The 17954-nt window shown below is 60.2% G+C and carries 13 protein-coding genes; 3 read left to right on the forward strand and 10 right to left on the reverse strand.

Features of this window, described 5'->3' with window-relative positions:
* Nucleotides 1-2 precede the first annotated feature (2 nt).
* The 10 genes from AC5S27_RS14510 to AC5S27_RS14555 form a co-directional block, all read right to left on the reverse strand.
* Complete coding sequence (locus AC5S27_RS14510) at nucleotides 3-1256, reverse strand: ABC transporter permease (protein ID WP_493935281.1); 1254 nt, start codon at nucleotides 1254-1256, stop codon at nucleotides 3-5.
* Between the two features lie 86 nt (nucleotides 1257-1342).
* Entirely contained in the window at nucleotides 1343-1900 is a 558-nt protein-coding gene (locus tag AC5S27_RS14515; RefSeq protein ID WP_493935282.1) for a 3-hydroxyacyl-CoA dehydrogenase NAD-binding domain-containing protein, read from the reverse strand.
* Between the two features lie 47 nt (nucleotides 1901-1947).
* Entirely contained in the window at nucleotides 1948-2151 is a 204-nt protein-coding gene (locus tag AC5S27_RS14520) for a hypothetical protein (RefSeq protein ID WP_493935283.1), read from the reverse strand.
* A gap of 68 nt (nucleotides 2152-2219) precedes the next feature.
* Nucleotides 2220-3929: a GH39 family glycosyl hydrolase gene (locus AC5S27_RS14525; protein WP_493935284.1), complete on the reverse strand. Its 1710-nt coding sequence runs from the start codon at nucleotides 3927-3929 to the stop codon at nucleotides 2220-2222.
* Nucleotides 3926-4522: a GNAT family N-acetyltransferase gene (locus AC5S27_RS14530; RefSeq protein ID WP_493935285.1), complete on the reverse strand. Its 597-nt coding sequence runs from the start codon at nucleotides 4520-4522 to the stop codon at nucleotides 3926-3928. The genes AC5S27_RS14525 and AC5S27_RS14530 overlap by 4 nt, the downstream gene beginning before the upstream one ends.
* Before the next feature lie 154 nt (nucleotides 4523-4676).
* Nucleotides 4677-6014 (reverse strand): Nramp family divalent metal transporter, encoded by a 1338-nt coding sequence (locus AC5S27_RS14535; RefSeq protein ID WP_493935286.1) that lies wholly within the window; start codon nucleotides 6012-6014, stop codon nucleotides 4677-4679.
* Between the two features lie 94 nt (nucleotides 6015-6108).
* Nucleotides 6109-6813, reverse strand: a complete 705-nt coding sequence (locus AC5S27_RS14540) for a metal-dependent transcriptional regulator (RefSeq protein WP_493935287.1) — start codon at nucleotides 6811-6813, stop codon at nucleotides 6109-6111.
* Between the two features lie 569 nt (nucleotides 6814-7382).
* Nucleotides 7383-10082: a beta-glucosidase gene (locus AC5S27_RS14545; RefSeq protein ID WP_493935288.1), complete on the reverse strand. Its 2700-nt coding sequence runs from the start codon at nucleotides 10080-10082 to the stop codon at nucleotides 7383-7385.
* 102 nt (nucleotides 10083-10184) lie between these two features.
* Nucleotides 10185-11756 carry a 4-alpha-glucanotransferase gene (malQ, locus tag AC5S27_RS14550; protein WP_493935289.1) on the reverse strand — a complete coding sequence of 524 codons (1572 nt, stop codon included), beginning with the start codon at nucleotides 11754-11756 and terminating at the stop codon, nucleotides 10185-10187.
* 552 nt (nucleotides 11757-12308) lie between these two features.
* A complete protein-coding gene (locus tag AC5S27_RS14555; RefSeq protein WP_493935290.1) occupies nucleotides 12309-14297 on the reverse strand; it encodes a peptidylprolyl isomerase in 1989 nt (662 codons plus the stop codon).
* Nucleotides 14298-14484: 187 nt separating this feature from the next.
* Here AC5S27_RS14555 and AC5S27_RS14560 point away from each other — a divergent pair, with 187 nt between their 5' ends.
* The 3 genes from AC5S27_RS14560 (at nucleotide 14485) to AC5S27_RS14570 (ending at nucleotide 17920) form a co-directional block, all read left to right on the forward strand.
* Nucleotides 14485-15195, forward strand: a complete 711-nt coding sequence (locus AC5S27_RS14560; protein WP_493935291.1) for an LbetaH domain-containing protein — start codon at nucleotides 14485-14487, stop codon at nucleotides 15193-15195.
* A gap of 101 nt (nucleotides 15196-15296) precedes the next feature.
* The gene (locus tag AC5S27_RS14565) at nucleotides 15297-16955 is read left to right on the forward strand and encodes an alkaline phosphatase family protein (RefSeq protein ID WP_493935292.1); all 1659 of its coding nucleotides are present in this window, start codon (nucleotides 15297-15299) and stop codon (nucleotides 16953-16955) included.
* A 47-nt stretch (nucleotides 16956-17002) separates the two neighbouring features.
* A complete protein-coding gene (locus tag AC5S27_RS14570) occupies nucleotides 17003-17920 on the forward strand; it encodes a dihydroorotate dehydrogenase (RefSeq protein WP_493937316.1) in 918 nt (305 codons plus the stop codon).
* The last annotated feature ends 34 nt before the right edge of the window (nucleotides 17921-17954 follow it).

Raw genomic sequence — 17954 nt, forward strand, 5'->3', positions numbered from 1 at the left:
TGCTATTCCCTTCTCAGCGCTTCAACTGGCTCAAGTGACGCGGCAATACTCGCCGGATATACCCCTGCCACGACCCCGCAGACCGCCAGCGACCCCAGCGCCAGCGCAGCCGACCACCAGACCAATTGCGGAGGATCAAATCCCGGCATCTGTCCGCCCAGCGTTACCTGCAGCAGCCCCATGAAGGCAGCCGAAAGCCCTATGCCGACAACGCCGCTGAAGGTCGTAAGGATCAGCCCTTCCAGAAAGAACTGTGTCAGGATGCTTCGCTTCGTCGCGCCCAGAGCCTTACGCAGGCCAATCTCACGGGTACGCTCCGTGACCGAGACCAGCATAATGTTCACAATGCCCACCGCTCCCAAACCCAGCGTGACAATTCCCACGCCGCCAAGGAACATATCCATCGCGTCGAAGATCTTCCCGATCAGCGCCGAGGTGTGAATCGTATCCCACTCGTCAAAGGCTTCTTTGAGCGAGGGATCGAAACCGTGATTCCGAGCGATGACCTCGTGAACAGCCCGGAGAGCGGCAGTGTCATCGCCCTTCTTTGCCGGCTGATATTGGATCGAGGTCAGCGCGTCCTGCGGGATGTTTTCGCCCTTCATCGCGAACAGCTGCTGCATGGTGGTGAGCGGGATATAGATCTTCTGATCGTCGAAATCGCTGTTGCCGCGGCTCACTGTGCCTACACGTCCAATCACCGTAAAAGCCGTCCCATTGATGGTGATGGTTTCCCCGACCATCGGATGGCCGGGAAACAGCAGCTTCGCTGACTTCAATCCAAGTACGGCAACATGGCGGCGACCTGTCAGGTCCCCGGCATTGATAAATCGGCCCTCTTCGAGCGGGACAAATCGAACCTGCGCGAAGTTAGGCTCGACGCCAAGCACTTGTGACGACGTATTTGACCAGGCGCTCACCTGGTAGAGATCCTGACGGTTCAATATCGCCGTAACAGAGCGCAGCTCAGGCAGCTTGCGCATATCTGCTTCGTCCGCTGGCGTGAGCTTGTAAGGCCGCTGGGCAGTGTGTTGATTGGGAAGTGCTGGAACCGTCGCGCTCCACATCATGATGACGTCATTGCCGACGCTGGCAAGATTGCGCTGCTGCCCACTGCGAAAGCCTTCGCCGAGGCCGACCAGCACCAGCAGCGAACCCACTCCCCACGCAATCCCAAACATGGTCAGGAAAGTGCGCAGCTTATTGGCCATCATGGCACGGAAGACTTCGCCGAGAATGTCACTGAAGCTTTGCATAGGGAGCCGCGGCGGAGTTCTGCCTGATCTTTGTACGCAGTCTGCTCAGCCTTTGTTCCCGGTTTGACGGTGCACCGACGAATTGGCTACCGCAACATCGCTTCCGCAGCGTCCAGCTCGACCTTTGGCACATAACCGAGTTGCTGCCAGAACTCGATCACAACCGCTTGTGCTGCCGCACTGGTACGAGTCGTGATGCGAATGGGGATCTCGATGGATACCGGCATTTCTTCTGAGAGCTTTGCCGCATCCAGCGCCAGGCCGACGCATTGTGCCGGACGATAGGTGCAGCTCGCGAGATCCGCAATCGAAAGGTTCGTGGTGGGCGTGGCGAAGACTGTTTTCGGCGGAGCCATCCGGTCCATCAGTGAGAATATCTCCAGCTTCGACTCAAGCTCATCGGGAACGCAGTCGATGGCCAGATCAGCCTCGCGCACAGCTTCTTCTACCGTGCTGGCAAAACTGACGAGGGGCATCGCCCCTGGGCCCAGCCCTTCGCGGAGAGCTCCTTCGGCATGACGCAGGCTTGAAGGCATCACGTCTTCAAGAATGACCCGGAAACCGGCGCGCGCCGCATGAAATGCAAGGCGCCGACCAAGAGGGCCGGCGCCGATGATCGCTACGGTGATTGCAGGATGACTCAAGACAGACCTGACCGGTTCTGGATGGGACTCAATAGGACTCAACGAACCTAGATGGTTTCCTTAAGCGGGCTCTTGGCTGCCAGAGCGTCAAGAACGTCGGTCGCGCTGGGCTTGGCCTGGGCGAGGTGGGCGGAGACGAGAGCGCGTTCGCTGTCGTCGAGCGTGGCTACCCCGGTCAGAATGCGGCGCAGGGTTACGGAGACGTCATCGATGTAGTTCATCAGTCGGATTGCTTCGCCGGAAAGTGGCATTCGGGGATCCTCGCTCGATATGTGTTCAGGCCTATTGTCGGCGCTTTGGGTACAAGGTGTAAAGGCGGCTACCAGCTCAGGCGAACCAGCGCCACGCCTTGCCGCGGAAGTTTCAGGTCGATGGTGCCCTCGTCTGCCTGAACCGTCAGTGGACCGGGCGCAACGGAGCGTTCGAGGGTGCCGGCGGCCTCGAGCTTTTGCTGTTGCTCCGCCGTCGGCTCTACCGGACTTCCCATCTGCTGCCAGGCGGCATACGCGTTGCTGTGCGTCGAATCCATCCGAAACTCTTCGGCTGTGACGGTGCTTGCGTCCAAACCAGCAATCTTGAGCTGGATCGCAGCTTCCGGGGCTGCGACATCGTCATCGTTGTAGTTCCACAGCAGCACATCAATGGAGTGATGGGAGCCGTCAGTACGAGCCGTAGCGACTGTATTGATGTCCGAGGAGCCAACGACGCTCTCCTGCTCGATATCTTCGAGCGACACTGCATGGGAGCTTTCCGTCTTGAGCCAATCGCCGCCTAACATGCCCATCATGCGAAATACGTTCAGCACCGGCTTATCAACACCGTTCGTAGCTAACTCGCGAAAGCCGGCAAAGTAAGGCTGATCTTCAAATTCGAAGGCCCATGTTACCGAACCTTCAACCGTAAGTCCGTACTTATGCGCCAGCTCATATGTGCGCATCGTAGCCTCGGCAACGCTGACGCCGTAAAGCGGCCCGTTGCGATAGCCGTTCTCCGCACCTTTGCAGGCGGCGCAGCCTTCGGGGTCGCTTTCGCCGAGGACGATCGGCGTGTTCTTCCACTCCGGGTAGGAGGCGATGATACGCATGCCACGATCAATAGCGCGCAGCTGATGCCCAATATCCATGCGCACATGCGAACCGTTCGCGCCACTGATGTTCGACGGACGGCCCTTCGGATGATAGCTGATGAAGTCGAGTGGCGCCCCTGTTGCTCCCGTCGCCGTGTTCCTGCCATGAGCGCAGTGCTCGAGGAACTGACGAAGGAAAGCTTCAGCGCGATCTGAGGTCACACCGGTCGACTCCGGGCCGCCAATGCGAGCCCTTGGCAGCACCTGGCGCACGGCGTTTGCAGTGACATCGTATAAGTGGTCGTACTCTTCCGGAGTTCCCTTCCAATAACCGATATCCGGTTCATTCCAGACTTCCCACATCCACGTATCGACCTGCACCCCGTAGCGGGCTTTCAGGTGTTCTGTGTATGCGAGAACCAACCTAGCCCACTTATCGTAGTCCTTCGGCGGATAGGCCCAGCCGGTATAAATGTCTCCTCTGGGAAAGGTGTGCCGATAAGGTTCGGGATGCGTTGACAGCGCCTCCGGCATGAAGCCGATCTCGACCAGCGGACGAACCTTGGCTGCGATGAGCGCGTCGAAGATTCTGTCAGTAATGGTCCAATCGTAGACCGCAGTGCCATCCGGCTTTTCCGTGTAGGCATTGGTGGAGCCCCACTTGAGTGAGCCGTCGCCGTTACCCGTTGTCAGCAGATTGTGCGGACGGAAGTACACCGGAACTGGGCTCAGGCTGCTTAGTTCGCGAAGCAGCTTCTGGCCGTTCGGCGCGTAGATGTAGTTTGGCTCGTCGGCGCCAAAGAAGTTCCACAGCGGCCTGTATGCTCCCGCTGGTTGATCGGCGTGCACAGTGATCGTGACCGGCGTCTGCGCATTCACCGAGCGAAGGGCAAAGGGAACGACCGCCGTAAGCGTCGCAGCAAACAAATTCTTCCAGGAGGGCAAATTGCGGATAGCAGTCATCTCTTCTCCGGCGACGCAACTGCCTTGATTGTCTCGCACTCTCGCCGGAAAAGAATCGTACCGTCCTCATATCCCAGACCCGCTGGCCGGAAGCCGGTCTTTTCGAGAACACGAATCGAGCCGCGCAGATGCGGGAAGGTTTGCGCCACGAAAGCAGTAATCGCACGCCGCGTCCGCAGCCACGGCAGCATCGCAAGAACGGCCTCTGCCGCAAGGCCCCGTCGCTGCCACTCGGGAAGCAGACCGTATCCGATCTCGGACAGTCCGGTCTCAGGCTTGGGAAAGCCGGAGCCAAAGGTACCTATCAACGTGCGTGTCTGTGTACCCTCATCGCGCAAGAGTAAATAACGGCACCAGCCCGTAGCTTCCGCGTCCGTTCCGATCAGGTCGAGCAGGTATTGGAGGACATGCGGTTCCCAGTCGACAGGCGGCCACGATAGCGGGATTTCAGCCTTGAGGATCGCTCCCAGTTCGATGTGCATTTTGGAGCTGTTGCGCTGCTGGCAGAGAAGCGACTCAACCGTGACTGGAATGAGATCGAGTCGCGCCGAATGGATCACTTCGAAGACACGTGAAACGGAAGATCGCTGCATGGGATGCCTCGCTTGTGTGCTGGCCGGTTTCCAGGTTCACGATGAGACTGCGCAACCCTTCTCCGCTTTGACAGCGGCAGATGCGTAGTCGATGCACTGGATTTAGCGAGAGGCGGTCATAGGCGAATGGCAAGATACTAGCATGCGAAGCACGCTATTTGCCCTGAAATATCTGGATGAGCAGCCACGCATTCAGCCCTGCAATCACGATCGCGATCAGCCAGGCCAGCGCTTTCAACCACAGAGCATTGACGAATTGTCCCATCAACTTGCGGTTGCTGGTGAACGCTACCAGCGGGAAGACAGCGAAGCTGAGTTGCATACTCAGCACCACTTGGCTGAAGATGAGCAGCTTTGCCGTGCCATGCTCGCCGTAGAGCGCCACGACGATCAACGTCGGAACGATAGCCGTGAGGCGAGTGATGAGGCGTCGCTTCCATTGCGGCAGGCGGAAGTTCAGAAACCCTTCCATCACGATCTGTCCGGCTAGCGTTCCCGTCAGCGTCGAGTTCTGACCGGAAGCAAGTAGCGCAATAGCGAAGATAGCCGACGCTCCGGCAACACCGAGCATGGGCGAAAGCAGCTTATAGGCATCTTCAATTTCGGCAACCTCGGTGTGACCGCCACGGTGGAAAACCGCGGCGGCAACGATAAGAATCGCCGCATTGACGAACAACGCCATCGTCAAAGCCGCGGCCGAGTCCCAGTTGGCGAAGCGGATGGCCTCGCGCTTCCCTTCCGGCGTGCGCGGGTAGTTGCGCGTCTGCACGATCGACGAATGCAGATAGAGATTGTGCGGCATCACCGTCGCGCCGAGAATGCCGATGCCGATGTAAAGCATGTCAGGATTCGAAAGGATCTCCCGCGAGGGGATGAAAAGATTGCTGAGAATGGGCCCGAACTCTGGACGTGCCAGGACGATCTCGATGCCGAAGAGCGCCGCGATCGTGCCGATGAGAACAATCACCAGGGCCTCGAGATAGCGGAATCCACGATTCTGGAGAAACAGGATCAGCAGCACATCGAGCGATGTGATGAGCACGCCGAAGATCAGCGGGATATGAAAAAGCAATTGGAGCGCGATAGCCGAGCCGATCACTTCCGCGAGGTCGCAGGCAGCGATGGCAATTTCGGCGAGGATCCAAAGTCCGATGGCGACGGGACGGCTGTACTGGTTGCGGCAGGCCTGCGCCAGATCCTGCTCTGTGGCAATGCCCAGCTTGACAGCCAGGCTCTGCAGCAAAATCGCCATCAGGTTCGACAGCATGATGACGAACAGCAGGGTATAGCCATATCGCGAGCCGGCCGCGAGGTCGGTGGCCCAGTTGCCGGGATCCATGTAGCCTACAGCCACCAGGAAGCCCGGGCCGAGGAAGCCAAGCAGCCGGCGCCATAGCTGCGGCGACTGGGAAACGCTCACCGACGAAAATACGTCCGGCATCGAGGGCCGAAGGTTTTCCTGAGCCGGATTCTGGGTCGTTTGAGTAGCCATGGCGTCGACAGGGAATTCCCGTTCGTGAATGTCCTGTTATCGCCAGTATGGCACAGATTATTAACCATGGTTAATAACTATTTTCCAGGCGTATTCATTTGATCGAATCCCTTGTACCGTTTTTCGACCCGGCGGACCCTGCACGCTTGACCCAGACACGTTCGGCTGCAGGGCGGCCCAGGGTAATCGAGCCTATTGGTGTTTCGATCGCCACGGTCTGGTCGTAGTTCTTGGTGACGAGACGAAGACGGGTGTTGGGGCTGATGCCCGACTGATGAAGGAAGATCAGCAGCTTGGGGTCGCGTTCGTACAGGGCCGCGACGGTGTACTCGGCGCTCTCCGTGCCTTCGGAAAGCTGGATGAGGCCGCGTTTGCGGCGCTGCGCCGGGCTTTCCGGCAGGACGGTGTTGCCGTGGGGGCAAGTACCGTGTTCTCCGAGCTTTTCGATGAGGCGCGCTTCGAAGGCTGGTGAAACGGCGTGTTCGAGGCGTTCTGCTTCCGCGTGTATCTCGTACCACTCCATGCCGAAAACCTCGCTTAACATCCGCTCGATGAGGTGGTGGCGTAGAGCGGTGCGATAGGCCGTCTCCTTGCCGCTTGCCGTCAGCCGCACAATGCCGTCGGCCTTCACGTCGACGAAGCCATCGCGCTTCAGCCGCTTCAGCGCATTGGTCACGGCAGGAGGAGAAACCGAAAGCCAATGGGCCAGCGTCGCAGGAATGACGTTGTGGCCTTCGGATTCTGCTTCGAGGATGGCTTTGAGGTAATCCTCTTTGGATACGGTGATGGAGTCGGTCATGGTGAACTCAAATCATAGAGAAGTTCCGCGGGTGGTGCGAATGTGGTGAAAATCGTGATTTTTCTGGGGCAGGGGGTTGGGGTATGCTGTTTTCCCCTTATCTAGCTCATTTTGTGCGGTTTGCCCTTCATTTTAGTGATGCTAAAGGGGGGTTAAGTGCACGTGAGAGCAGGTTTGGCCACCCCGGAGCGGACCGGCACTCATCACGAGGATGAAGGTGCAATTTCAGGATCGGGATCGCTCCTGGGCATGACGAGGCTTCCGAAGTTGGAGGTATCCGATACCTCCATTGTGCGCGTTCTGGTGAAAATGCAACGCAACTGGAAACGGACTTATTTTGGGCGGCGGGCGGGGGATGCAGGGCGGCTCAAGCGGTGACAAAAAGGCAGGAAAGACGGGGATAAACGCAGGGGTCAAGGCATCTCCGCGGGGGATCAGGATCAGCCAAGAGTGCGGGAAGAGGGGGGCTGGAGACTTGACAAAAAAGAGGGTGACGGCTGGATCTTGGGCCCCGCAGCGCTCGTGCCTGGCGGGCTTTTGGCCCTGAGTGCGGCGGTGCGGATCACGGGCTACTCCCTTGCCTCCCCTTGCAGGGGGAGATCGCGGGAGGATGAGCCGACGCTGATGATGCGGGTGCCAGCAGGAGTCGTCCATGCATGGGCGTCGGTGGACCAGTACTGGAGCTGGCGCAGCGGGACGCGCAGTGTGACGACTCTTGCTTCGCCTGAGTTGAGGTGGATGCGATCGAAGGCGGCGAGCTTGCGGACCGGGAAAGCAGCACCGGCAGGGGGTGGGTTGGGGGCGCTCAGGTAAAGTTGCGGAACCTCGTCGCCAGCGGTCTTGCCGGTGTTCTGGAGACGGAAAGTGGCGGTGAGACCTCCGTCCGGGGCCTTTGTAACACTGAGGGCGGAGTACGCAAACGACGTGTAGCTGAGTCCGTGGCCGAAGGGGAAGAGCGGGGCGAGGTTTTCATGATCGAACCAGCGATAACCGACGTTCACGCCTTCTGAGAAAGTGGTCTTATGGTTGACACCCTCGGCCGAGCGTTCCGGGTAGCGGGGATCTGTGGCGGGGTAGTCTGCGAGGCGATTGGCCCAGGTCATGGGCAGGCGGCCGGCGGGACTGGTCTTGCCCAGGAGTAGATTCGCGGTGGACCATCCGCCTTCGTCGCCGGGCCACCACATTTCGAGGACTGCCTTGACGCGCGTCACCCAGGGCAGGGCTACGGGCTGGCTGGTGTTGAGGACAACGATGGTGTTGGGATTGACGGCGGCGATCTCTTCAATGAGCTGGTTCTGGTCGCCGGCGAGGGCGAAGAAGGGTACGCGGCGGGTCCAGGCAAAGACGACGGCGACATTGGCGCGGCGGGCAGCGGCGATAGCGGCGGCATGGTCGGCCTGACGCTGCTCGGGGGTGTACCAGTTCAGGCGAATCTGGACGGGGGCGTTGGAGGTGTCGGGGCTGATCTGGACTTTGAGGGTGTGAGGGCCGGCGGTGAGTTCGATGGCGTGGCGGATGTTGTCCAGACCGTCGGTGGTTGGCAGGACGTTGTCCTGGTTGGCCTGGAGGATGTCACCGTGGACATCGCCCTGAAACGTGCCCGTTATCCCGATGAGCTTGCCATCGATCGAGAGGCTGGCATCGGTGCCGAGGGCCTGGAGGTAGAGCCAGTAATTCCCTGCTTTGGGGATGGTGAGAATGCCGGTCCATGTGGCCCTGATGTTGGGCGCGAGCGGGTTACCGGATTGGTGTGTGAAGTTGAGCTGTGGGTCTGTGGTTGTTTTTCCGGATACGACCCGCTGAAGGCCGGGCTGGCTTTCGGGGTGGCTGCCCTGCTGGGTCTGGTGGCTCAGCAGTGTGGCAGGGATGGGAACTCCGGTCATGTCGTCGGCTACAGCGAACTGGATGTTGGGGTGGCCGGAGATTTTTCTTATGGCTTCCAGCGGGCCGATCTGTCGGCTGGTGATGCCCTGGGAGCGTTCGCCATTGATGCCGATGGCATCAACCTGGCCGGCGGTGGGGCCGATGAGGACGATCGAGTCGAGATCCGCTGCCTTGAGGGGCAGGGCTGAGGCTTCGTTCTTGAGCAAGACTGCGGCCTCTTCGCTGGTCCGCTGGATGATTCTGGCGTTAGCTTCGATGGCCGGCGGGGTGATTTCGTGCTTCGACTTCCCGTCGAGCAGGCCAAAGCGTTGCATCTGGAGGAGGACGTGGCCGGCGGCGCGGGTGATCGCGGCCTCCGTGACGGATCCGTCTTTCAGGGCTTCGGCGATGGTCTTCGGTTTGACCTGGGCGCCGAGGTCGCCGCCGTCCGAGGGAGCGGGGGCGGCTTCTTCGGGGATTTGCCCGCCGTAGAGATCGCCAGAAGAGACGGTTTCTGGATCGGCCGGAAGTGGCAGGGCGGCTGCTTCCGCGCCGAGGAAAGCTGGTTCCTGGTACCCGGTGCTGTCGGGACCGTCGATCATCTCCATGTCGAGGCCGGCGTTCATAAACTCTGCGGAATGGGTGGCGCCCCAGTCGGAGGTGACAAAGCCTTTGAAGCCCAGCTGGTTCCGCAGGATGCCGGTGAGGGTGGAGGCGTTACCGCAGGAGTGCGAACCGTTGATGTGGTTATAGGAGCACATGACGGAGGCGACTCCGGCCTGGACGGCAGCTTCAAAGGGCGGAAGGTAGACCTCGTGGAGCGTCTGGTCGTCGATCCAAATATCGGTGGCAGGGCTGTCAAAGCCGATGAAATGCTTGACCTGGGCCATCACGCCTTGGGACTGGATGCCGCGAATCTCAGCCGCGCCGATGAGGCTGGTGAGCAGCGGGTCTTCGCCGAAGGTGTTGTAGGCGCGCTTGAAGGCGAGGTCGCGGTCAAGGTTGACGAAAAGCTGGAGGGTGACATCGATGCCGAGTGCGCGGGCTTCGCGGCCAATGACGATGCCGTTTTGCTCGGCGAGCGGCGGGTCAAAGGTGGCGGCGACGCCCATGGTGGCGGTTTCTGCCTGCGACGGGTGGCGTGTGAGGACGCCGGGTGGGCCGTCGGCAAGGCGGAGGCCGGGGATGCCGAGGCGGGGAATGCCGCGGATGTAACCAGCCTGCCCCTGGTAAGTGGAAGGATCCTCACGGCTGTCGTGGATCAGAGTGAGCTTCTCGGCGAGGGTCATTTGACCGAGGAGCTTGTCTACACGCGCGTCGCCGGTAACGACCGCGATGGTCTGAGCGTGAGCGATGTGGAAGCCGACAATAGCAATGGTGCATGCGACTCGGAGTAAATTGCCCATGCCGGATAGCCCTCGAAGCCTTTGGATGGCTTCAGGATAGGGCTACCGGGGTGACGGCTGCCAGGGCAGCCTTGGGTTTGGGGGGCAATCCTTATGGAAAAATTAGGCCTGGCCGCCGACTGAGCCGGTGGGAGGAACGGGCGTGGGTGCAGCAAACGGCGCCAGCGGGTCGTTGTCGCGGTCGGTGACCTGGGCCAGGTCGGCGAGGCCACGGGAAAGGCCTTCGTGGAACGAGCCTTCCGGGGCTCGCCAGCTCCAGTTCCCTACGGCTACGGCAGGGGTGTTCATGCGAGCTTCCGAGCCGAGATTGAGGAGGTCCTGCGCAGGCACGAGGGCGAGTTCGGCGACGGAGGCGGCACTGGCGCGCATGAGCGGCCAGACCGGGCTTTCGGGTACAGCGCCGAGATAGGTTTCGAGAGCGGTGCGCTCGACTTCCGTGGCCTTTTGCCACCAGCCAAAGGTAGTGTCGTTGTCGTGCGTGCCGGTATAGCTCACCGTGCCGGGCACGAAGCGGTGCGGCAAATGATCGTGGGCATCGGCACCGCTGAAGCCGAACTGAAGCACCCGCATGCAGGGCATGCCCTGACTCAGGCGGAGAGCATCGACTTCAGGTGTGATGAGGCCTAGGTCTTCGGCGACCAGCGGCAGGGGGCCGAGGATGTGTTCGAGCCGGGCAAAGAGGTCGGCGCCGGGGGCTTTCACCCATTCGCCGTTGACTGCGGTTTCTTCGTTGCCGGGGATCGACCAGTAGGCCTCGAAACCGCGGAAGTGGTCGAGGCGGACGATGTCGTAGACCATCACGCTGCGGCGAACGCGCTGCACCCACCAGGCGTAGCCGGTTTCTGCCAGAGCGTCCCAGCGGTAGAGCGGGTTTCCCCAGCGCTGGCCGGTCGGGGAGAAGTAGTCGGGGGGTACGCCGGCGACGTGGATGGGATTGAGGTCTTCGTCGAGCTCGAAGAGGCCCGGATTGGCCCAGACATCGGCTGAATCCATGCTGACGAAGATGGCGATATCGCCCAGAATACGAATCTTCTGCTTGGCTGCGGCGGAGCGCAGGGCACGCCACTGCTCTTCAAACGCAAATTGAAGTACCTGCTCGACGGCCAGATCAGGGCCGAAATCAATCGCGGCCTTCGCCATCGCCTCCGGGTGGCGGCGGCGGATGGGGTCGGGCCATGCAGCCCATGCGCCGGTGTTGAAGTGGCGGCGGAAAACAGCGTAGTAGGCGTAGTCGTTGAGCCAGGAGGCTTCCGCGGTGCAGAAGGCGGTGAAGCGCTGCCACTGGGCGTGAAACTGGTCTTCGCTGGCGCCGCGTTCGAGGAAGTTGCGGGCTGCCTCATAGAGAATGGGTAGCTTGCGGGATTCCACGTCTTCGAAGTCGACGTTGCCGCTGCGGCCGGCGAGGTTGGCAATCCGGTCCCCCGCGATCCATCCCCAGTCGGCGAGGAGTTCGAGGCTGATCAGAAAGGGATTGCCGGCGAAAGCTGAGCTGCCGGCGTACGGCGAACTTCCATAGCCAGTGGGGCAGAGCGGCAGAACCTGCCAGACGTGTTGCTTGGCTGCTGCAAGAAATTCAAGGAACTTATAGGCTTCCGGGCCGAGATCGCCGATGCCGCCGTAGGAGGGGAGTGAGCTGATGTGCAGCAAGACGCCGGAAGATCTTTGAAATCGCATGGGTTCATTATCCGCTGACTCTGTGAAGATGAGAGCACAAAATGCTACAGCGGAGGCAGCGGCAGAATCTCATCGGGAATGAAAGCCACCTAAATACTGGCCCTAGCGCTGCGCGCCCTAAAATGTTCCTCGCTGGGAGTCAGTGTAGGCCTTTCCTGGGTCTACTTCCGACTGTGGGGTTTCACGTTTTGCTGCCTGGCAAAAGATTGCATCGCGTCTCCCGGTGATGAGGCTCTCCATAAACCTGCTTTGAATGGAGTTGATCGTCGCCATAAAGTCTTTCATTTCCGCAGAATTAGACATGTTTATTCCACCTCTGCCGTCACGCTAGCCTTAACTGGGAAACGAAGTATGGTCGTTATTGCTCTTCCTTGCAGCTAGAACTGACAGGATCACAATCGTCGATTCGAGTGGGAACGAAACGATCGTATGGATTCGATCCCCGGGCCCCGTCAGAGGAGGCTTAGAAAGTAGAACTCCCCGGAGTTGTGGCTCCGGGGAGTTCTATGTTGGTCCGCGTAGTTCCGGCTGGTCCTGATTGCCGGCTTTGACTTACTGGCCTGGCAGGGTGGGGCCCTGTTTGGCGATTTTCGTATTGAGAGCGATCAGTTTGGCCTTCTTGTAGCGGTCCTCGGTCGTGCTGACGAAGACGCTGAAGACATCTTCACGGCGGCGATCAAGTGCCTGCTCGCGAGTCTGATCGAGGTTCTTGTTGATCTCGTCGGTGGTTGGCTCCTGCTTGTCCACGATCTTGGCGACGACGCCGGTCCGCTGGGCATTGATCGGTCCGCTGATGTCGCCGATCTTCAGATTGAAGAGGTCAGGAGCTACGCTGCCCACCTGGCCGAAGTCAGGCACCTGGCCAGCTTGCCCGACGAGGTCGCTGGTCTTGACCGTGGCGCCGACTTCCTTGGCAGCCTTCGCGAGATCGCCTGAGGCATGCGCCTTGTCGGCGAGGGCCTTGGTCTTCTCCGCGAGGAGCTGCGGCAGACGCTCATCCGCGTAGTCCTTGGCGATCTGCGACTTGAATTCAGCAAAGACAGGCGCGTGCGGCGCGGTAACGCCGGTGACCTGGAAAATCGCGTAGCCTTCACCTGTTGTCGCAAAGCCGGGCTCTCCATTGAGCTTGGCCGTGAACGCCTTGGAGATGACCTGCGATCCGTCCGGCAGGCCGGCAATGACGCCGCTGGCGGGAATCGACGGAGTGGTGACGACCTGAAGCCCATGTGCGGCGGCCGTCTTGGCGAGGCCGTTCTTGGCGGCTTCGGTGGCGAGGGTCTGCGCATAGAGCTGCTCGGCGGCGGTTTGCTTCTGCCGGGTTAGGGTGATGGTGATAGCTGGCGCCACTTCCGAGAGTGGCTGGGAGTGAGCCGTCTGGCGCTCTTCCACCTGGATGATGTGATAGCCGTAGTTGGTCTTGACAATCTGCGTGTCGCCGATCTTCTGGGTGAAGATGGCGTTGTCAAACTCCGGCACCATCATGCCGCGACGGGCAAAGCCGAGTTCCCCGCCCTGAGCGCCGCTGCCGGGATCTTCGGAGTTCTTCTTGGCCAGTTCGGCAAAATCCGCGCCGCCCCGGATCTGCTTCAACAGAGCTTCGGCCTTGGCCTTGGCTTCCGCATCCGACTTGGCTGCGCCGCCCGAGGTCTTGATGAGAATGTGGCGGGCGCGGGCCTGTTCGGGAACTGAATACTCAGCCTGATGCTGCTGGTAGTAGGCCTGAACCTCCTGCGGAGTAACCTTCGGCGTACCGCCGGGGATCTGGTCGGCGGTGAAAGCGAAGTAGCTGATCTTGCGCTCTTCCGGAACGGCCGAGGCATAGCGGGCTGCGTTCTTCGTGAAGAAAGCCTGCAGATCGGCATCCGACGGGTTGATCTGCTTGCGCAGGTCGTCCGAGGAGATGACCGCATAGTCAAACTTGATCTTGATGTTGGCCTTGCGGTACTCGTCGCGGATCTCGTTGTCGTTGACGGTGACACCCGCGGTGATGAGCTTCTGCAGGCGGGTCAGGACGATCTGGTCGCGAACTTCCTTCTCGAACTGGTCAACGGAAAGGCCGCCGGTAAGCTGATAGACGATGTTCTTGTACTTGTCTTCGCCAACGAACTGGCCATTGGGCGCGAAGTACTCGGCCAGCTGCCCGCTGGTGAGGAAGGTTCGCACATCATCATTGCTGGCGGTCAGGCCTAGCTTGCCGGCTTCCACCAGCATGACCTTTTGCAGGATGAGTTGCTGCGCCGCCTGCGGCAGGATCATCTGGATGTACTGATCCATGAACTGGGGCGGGATGCGCTGTCCCTGGCGTTGAGCCTGCTGCTGGGCGAACTGCTGCACACGCGCCAGCGAAACCTTTTCGCCGCTGAAGAGCAGCTTGCTGTACCAATGCGGATAAACCGTCGCGTAGGTGTCCGGGGTGACCGCTGAGTCCTGGAAGATGCCGGGAATCAGGGTAATGACCATGGTGACAACGGCGGCGCCGATGATCACTATAAAGATCGCCTTGACGAGGCGATTATCTTTGCTTTGCAGGAAACGAATCATGTGCGGGTAGCGACCTTTAGCGGATGGACGTTGCTGGCCGGCTGCGATGTCTGGCTGCCTGGCTCGAAACGAACTTCTCCTACAGAAATTCTTGGTTCTCTGCGATTATAGACGAGGTAAGGCAGTGGTTCGTGGTCAGTGGCTAGTGGTCCGTGAACAACGGTAGCGAATTTTCTCGGAGGTTGGGTTGAGTTCTGAGGTTTTGCCGAATGTTGGACAGTCGCGGGAGCAGGAGCCGGACCTTTCAGGAGCCCTACCCGGAGAGGGGCCTCTGCGGGTTGATCTGTACAAGGTGCCGAGCAGCACGCCTCTCAGGGTAAAGCTGCTGCGGGCGCTCTGGGGACTGTTTCAGATTCCCTTCTGGGAGCACACACCTTCGGCACTCAGCCCGCTGCGGATCGCTCTGCTCAAGCTCTTCGGCGCGGAGATTGGTCCGGCCTGCCTGATCGGACCCGGAGTTCGTGTGTGGGTGCCCTGGAACCTGACCATGGGAGAGCGCTCGACGATCGGCGCCAACACCGAAGTCCAGAATTTTCTGCCGGTCGTCATCGGGCGGCATGTGGTCATTTCTCAGCGCAATTACATCTGCACCTCAACCCACGACCATACCGATCCTTACTTCGCGACAATTTCGACGCCGATCACGATCGGCTCGCAATCGTGGGTAGCTTCAGAATGCGTCCTCGGGCCGGGAGCTGAGGTGGGCGAAGGCGCGGTGATTTCCGTGCGGTCGGTAGTCACCAAGCCGATGCCGCCCTGGATGATCTGCGCAGGCAGCCCCTGCCGGCCAGTGACCGAGCGCGTGATGCGCGAAATGAAGATCGACGAGGGAACAGGGATTAGGGAACAGGGATCAGAAGGCGCTTTGTTGCACCAAGCGGAGGAGCGTTCCGCATAATGAAGTCCTGACGGTCTTCCGTTGTTTCGCCTTCATTAACGTTTCAGCAACTCGCTGTTCCCTGTGCCATATTCCCTGTTTCCTGCCTTTAGGATTGAGGAATGCGCCGTCTTTCTTCCCTCGCTGCCGTCGTCGCCATCGTCTCCCTGCTAGCCGGTCTTCTTAACCCTCCTGCTCTGAACGCCCAGGCCTATCAAGCACAGCCCAAGCTCGTAGTCATCGTAGTCATCGACCAGTTCCGTTCCGACATGCTGCAGCGCTATCGCTCGGAGTTCAAGGGGCGTGGGTTCAAGCTCTTTCTGGACGAGGGCGCATGGTTCCCCGACTGCTACTACAACTACGCGAACACCAAGACTGCACCGGGGCATGCGACTATCGGCACCGGCGCGTACTCCGACGGCCACGGCATCGAGTCGAACGAGTTTTATGATGCAAGCCGCTGGTACGACCGCAAGGTTTCCTCGGTGGAAGACGAACGGTACACGCTCGTGGACCTGCCTGCTGGATCGGAACTGAAGGGCTCTTCCCCGCGCAATTTGCGGGCTTCCACCGTAGGCGACGAGCTTCGTCTTGCCACCCAGGGTAAGTCGCGGGTCTTCGGAGTGTCGCTCAAGGATCGCGCAGCCATTCTGCCACCGGGACAATCGGCCAACGGCGCATTCTGGCTGGACGACGCAAGCGGGCGATTCACGACCTCGACGTACTACATGGAACATCTGCCCGGCTGGGCAACGGCCTTCAACACGAGCGGACGGCTTGCTGAAGCGGCGAAGGAAGCCGGAGTACCGGCGGACGGTAAATTTTCCGCAACGATCGAGCTGAGCCCCGTGGCCAACCACTTTGAGCTGGACTTTGCGCAAGCTCTGGTAGCGGGCGAAAAATTAGGCCAGGGACCGACGACGGACATGCTGACGGTTTCGCTGTCGGCGCACGATCTGGTCGGCCACAGGTATGGACCGGACTCCGACCAGGAGCATGCCATGGTGCTCGGTCTCGATCAGGATCTGGACCGCTTTTTCGGCTGGCTGGACAAGACGGTCGGTCTGAAGAACGTGTGGATCGGCCTCTCCGCCGATCATGGCGTGGCTCCTGTTCCGGCAAACGCTGCGGCTCTCGGCATCAATGCTGCGACCTTCGATCTCAACGGCCTGGTAGCGAACGTCAATACCGCGCTCAACGAGCGGTTTGGAAGTGTCGGCAACGCAATCGAGTACGTGATGCCGACCAGCGACCTGCCTTATCTGAATCTGAACCGCCGCATCTTCGAGGCCATGAAGATTGATGAAGCTACGGCCGAGGGAGCGTTGCGCGATGCACTGCCGGAGGCAGTCGCCAAGCTAGGCCCGCCTGTACCGCAGGAGCCAGCCACGCATCGTCTGCCGCCAACGCCGATCGTCGGCGGCATTTACACGCGGCTTCAATTCGCGCATGGGGAACTGCCTCCCACCGAGTTTGGCCGAGAGCTTGGCCACAGCTACGTCGATCACGGTAACTGGTTCGTCATGCTGGTGCTGGCCGGATATCAGATGCAGGATCAGCACGGGTCAGGCACGACGCATTTCAGCCCCTGGTCCTACGACCGGCATGTACCGCTGGCCTTCTATGGTTCGGCCTTTGCGCCGGGCACGTATCGCGGCCGCGCTGAACCGGTGGATCTGGCGGCGACATTCGCTTCCCTTCTCGGAATCAATCAGCCATCGGCAGCGGTGGGCCGGATATTGACCGAGTCGTTCAAGGAGAACGGCAGCAAGGCCCGGTAAAATCGGAAGAGCGTGAAGTAAGAGAGCGATTGCCTTTGAAGCCTGATATGCGAGTGCAGTTCGCCGGCATTGAGCTGGCGAACCCGGTCATTGCCGCCAGCGGAACCTTCGGTTACGGGATCGAGTTTGAGGAGATCGTCTCACTCGAACGGATCGGCGCCTTCGTGTCGAAAGGTTTGTCGCTCGAACCAATGGCAGGCAATGAGGCGCCGCGCATTGTGCAGACCGCGGCAGGCATGCTCAACGCCATCGGCCTGCAGAATATCGGCGTAGGCGATTTCATCGCGAAGAAGCTGCCGGAGTTGAAGCGCTATCCGAAGGCCAAGTGCATCGTGAATGTCTTCGGCTACCAGGTTTCGGACTACATCGCGGTCATCGAGCGGCTCAATGACGCGGAAGGCATCGTTGCGTACGAATTGAATGTCTCCTGCCCGAACGTGCATGAGGGTGGGATGACCTTCGGTGCCGACTGCGGGGCGCTGGAAGTGCTGGTCGCCAAGGCCAAGATTGCTTCGAAGCGGCCACTGATTGTGAAGCTGTCACCCAACGTCACGTCGATCAGCCAGATGGCGCGTGTGGCGGCTCTTGCAGGCGCCGATGCGATCTCGCTGGTGAATACCTTCCTGGGCATGGCTATCGATGCGGAAACGCGCCAGCCGCTGATTCGCAACATCACTGCGGGCCTCTCCGGCCCGGCGATCAAGCCCATCGCTCTGCGCATGGTGTATGAAGTCGCGAAGGCAGTCTCGATTCCGATTCTGGGGATGGGCGGCATCGTGACAGCGGAAGATGCTGTCGAGTTCCTGCTCGCAGGGGCGACCGCAGTCGAGGTGGGCACGGCAAGCTACGCCGACCCGCGTGCCGTCGAGCGCCTGGTCAAAGAACTCGAAGGATGGTGCAAGAGCCACAACGTCGAGAAAGTTTCCAGCCTTACAGGCGGCCTTACCATTCCCTGGCAAAAATAGTTCCGCCGATGGCCGCTGATAGATCGCGCAATGC

This window comes from Acidicapsa borealis (assembly GCF_059115245.1).

Coding starts and splice junctions, on each gene's coding strand:
- AC5S27_RS14540 (WP_493935287.1), bottom strand. CDS start 6,813: ATGACCGACTCCATCACCGTATCCAAAGAGGATTACCTCAAAGCCATC.
- AC5S27_RS14555 (WP_493935290.1), bottom strand. CDS start 14,297: ATGATTCGTTTCCTGCAAAGCAAAGATAATCGCCTCGTCAAGGCGATC.
- AC5S27_RS14530 (WP_493935285.1), bottom strand. CDS start 4,522: ATGCAGCGATCTTCCGTTTCACGTGTCTTCGAAGTGATCCATTCGGCG.
- malQ (WP_493935289.1), bottom strand. CDS start 11,756: ATGCGATTTCAAAGATCTTCCGGCGTCTTGCTGCACATCAGCTCACTC.
- AC5S27_RS14520 (WP_493935283.1), bottom strand. CDS start 2,151: ATGCCACTTTCCGGCGAAGCAATCCGACTGATGAACTACATCGATGAC.
- AC5S27_RS14565 (WP_493935292.1), top strand. CDS start 15,297: ATGCGCCGTCTTTCTTCCCTCGCTGCCGTCGTCGCCATCGTCTCCCTG.
- AC5S27_RS14510 (WP_493935281.1), bottom strand. CDS start 1,256: ATGCAAAGCTTCAGTGACATTCTCGGCGAAGTCTTCCGTGCCATGATG.
- AC5S27_RS14570 (WP_493937316.1), top strand. CDS start 17,003: ATGCGAGTGCAGTTCGCCGGCATTGAGCTGGCGAACCCGGTCATTGCC.
- AC5S27_RS14545 (WP_493935288.1), bottom strand. CDS start 10,082: ATGGGCAATTTACTCCGAGTCGCATGCACCATTGCTATTGTCGGCTTC.
- AC5S27_RS14525 (WP_493935284.1), bottom strand. CDS start 3,929: ATGACTGCTATCCGCAATTTGCCCTCCTGGAAGAATTTGTTTGCTGCG.
- AC5S27_RS14535 (WP_493935286.1), bottom strand. CDS start 6,014: ATGGCTACTCAAACGACCCAGAATCCGGCTCAGGAAAACCTTCGGCCC.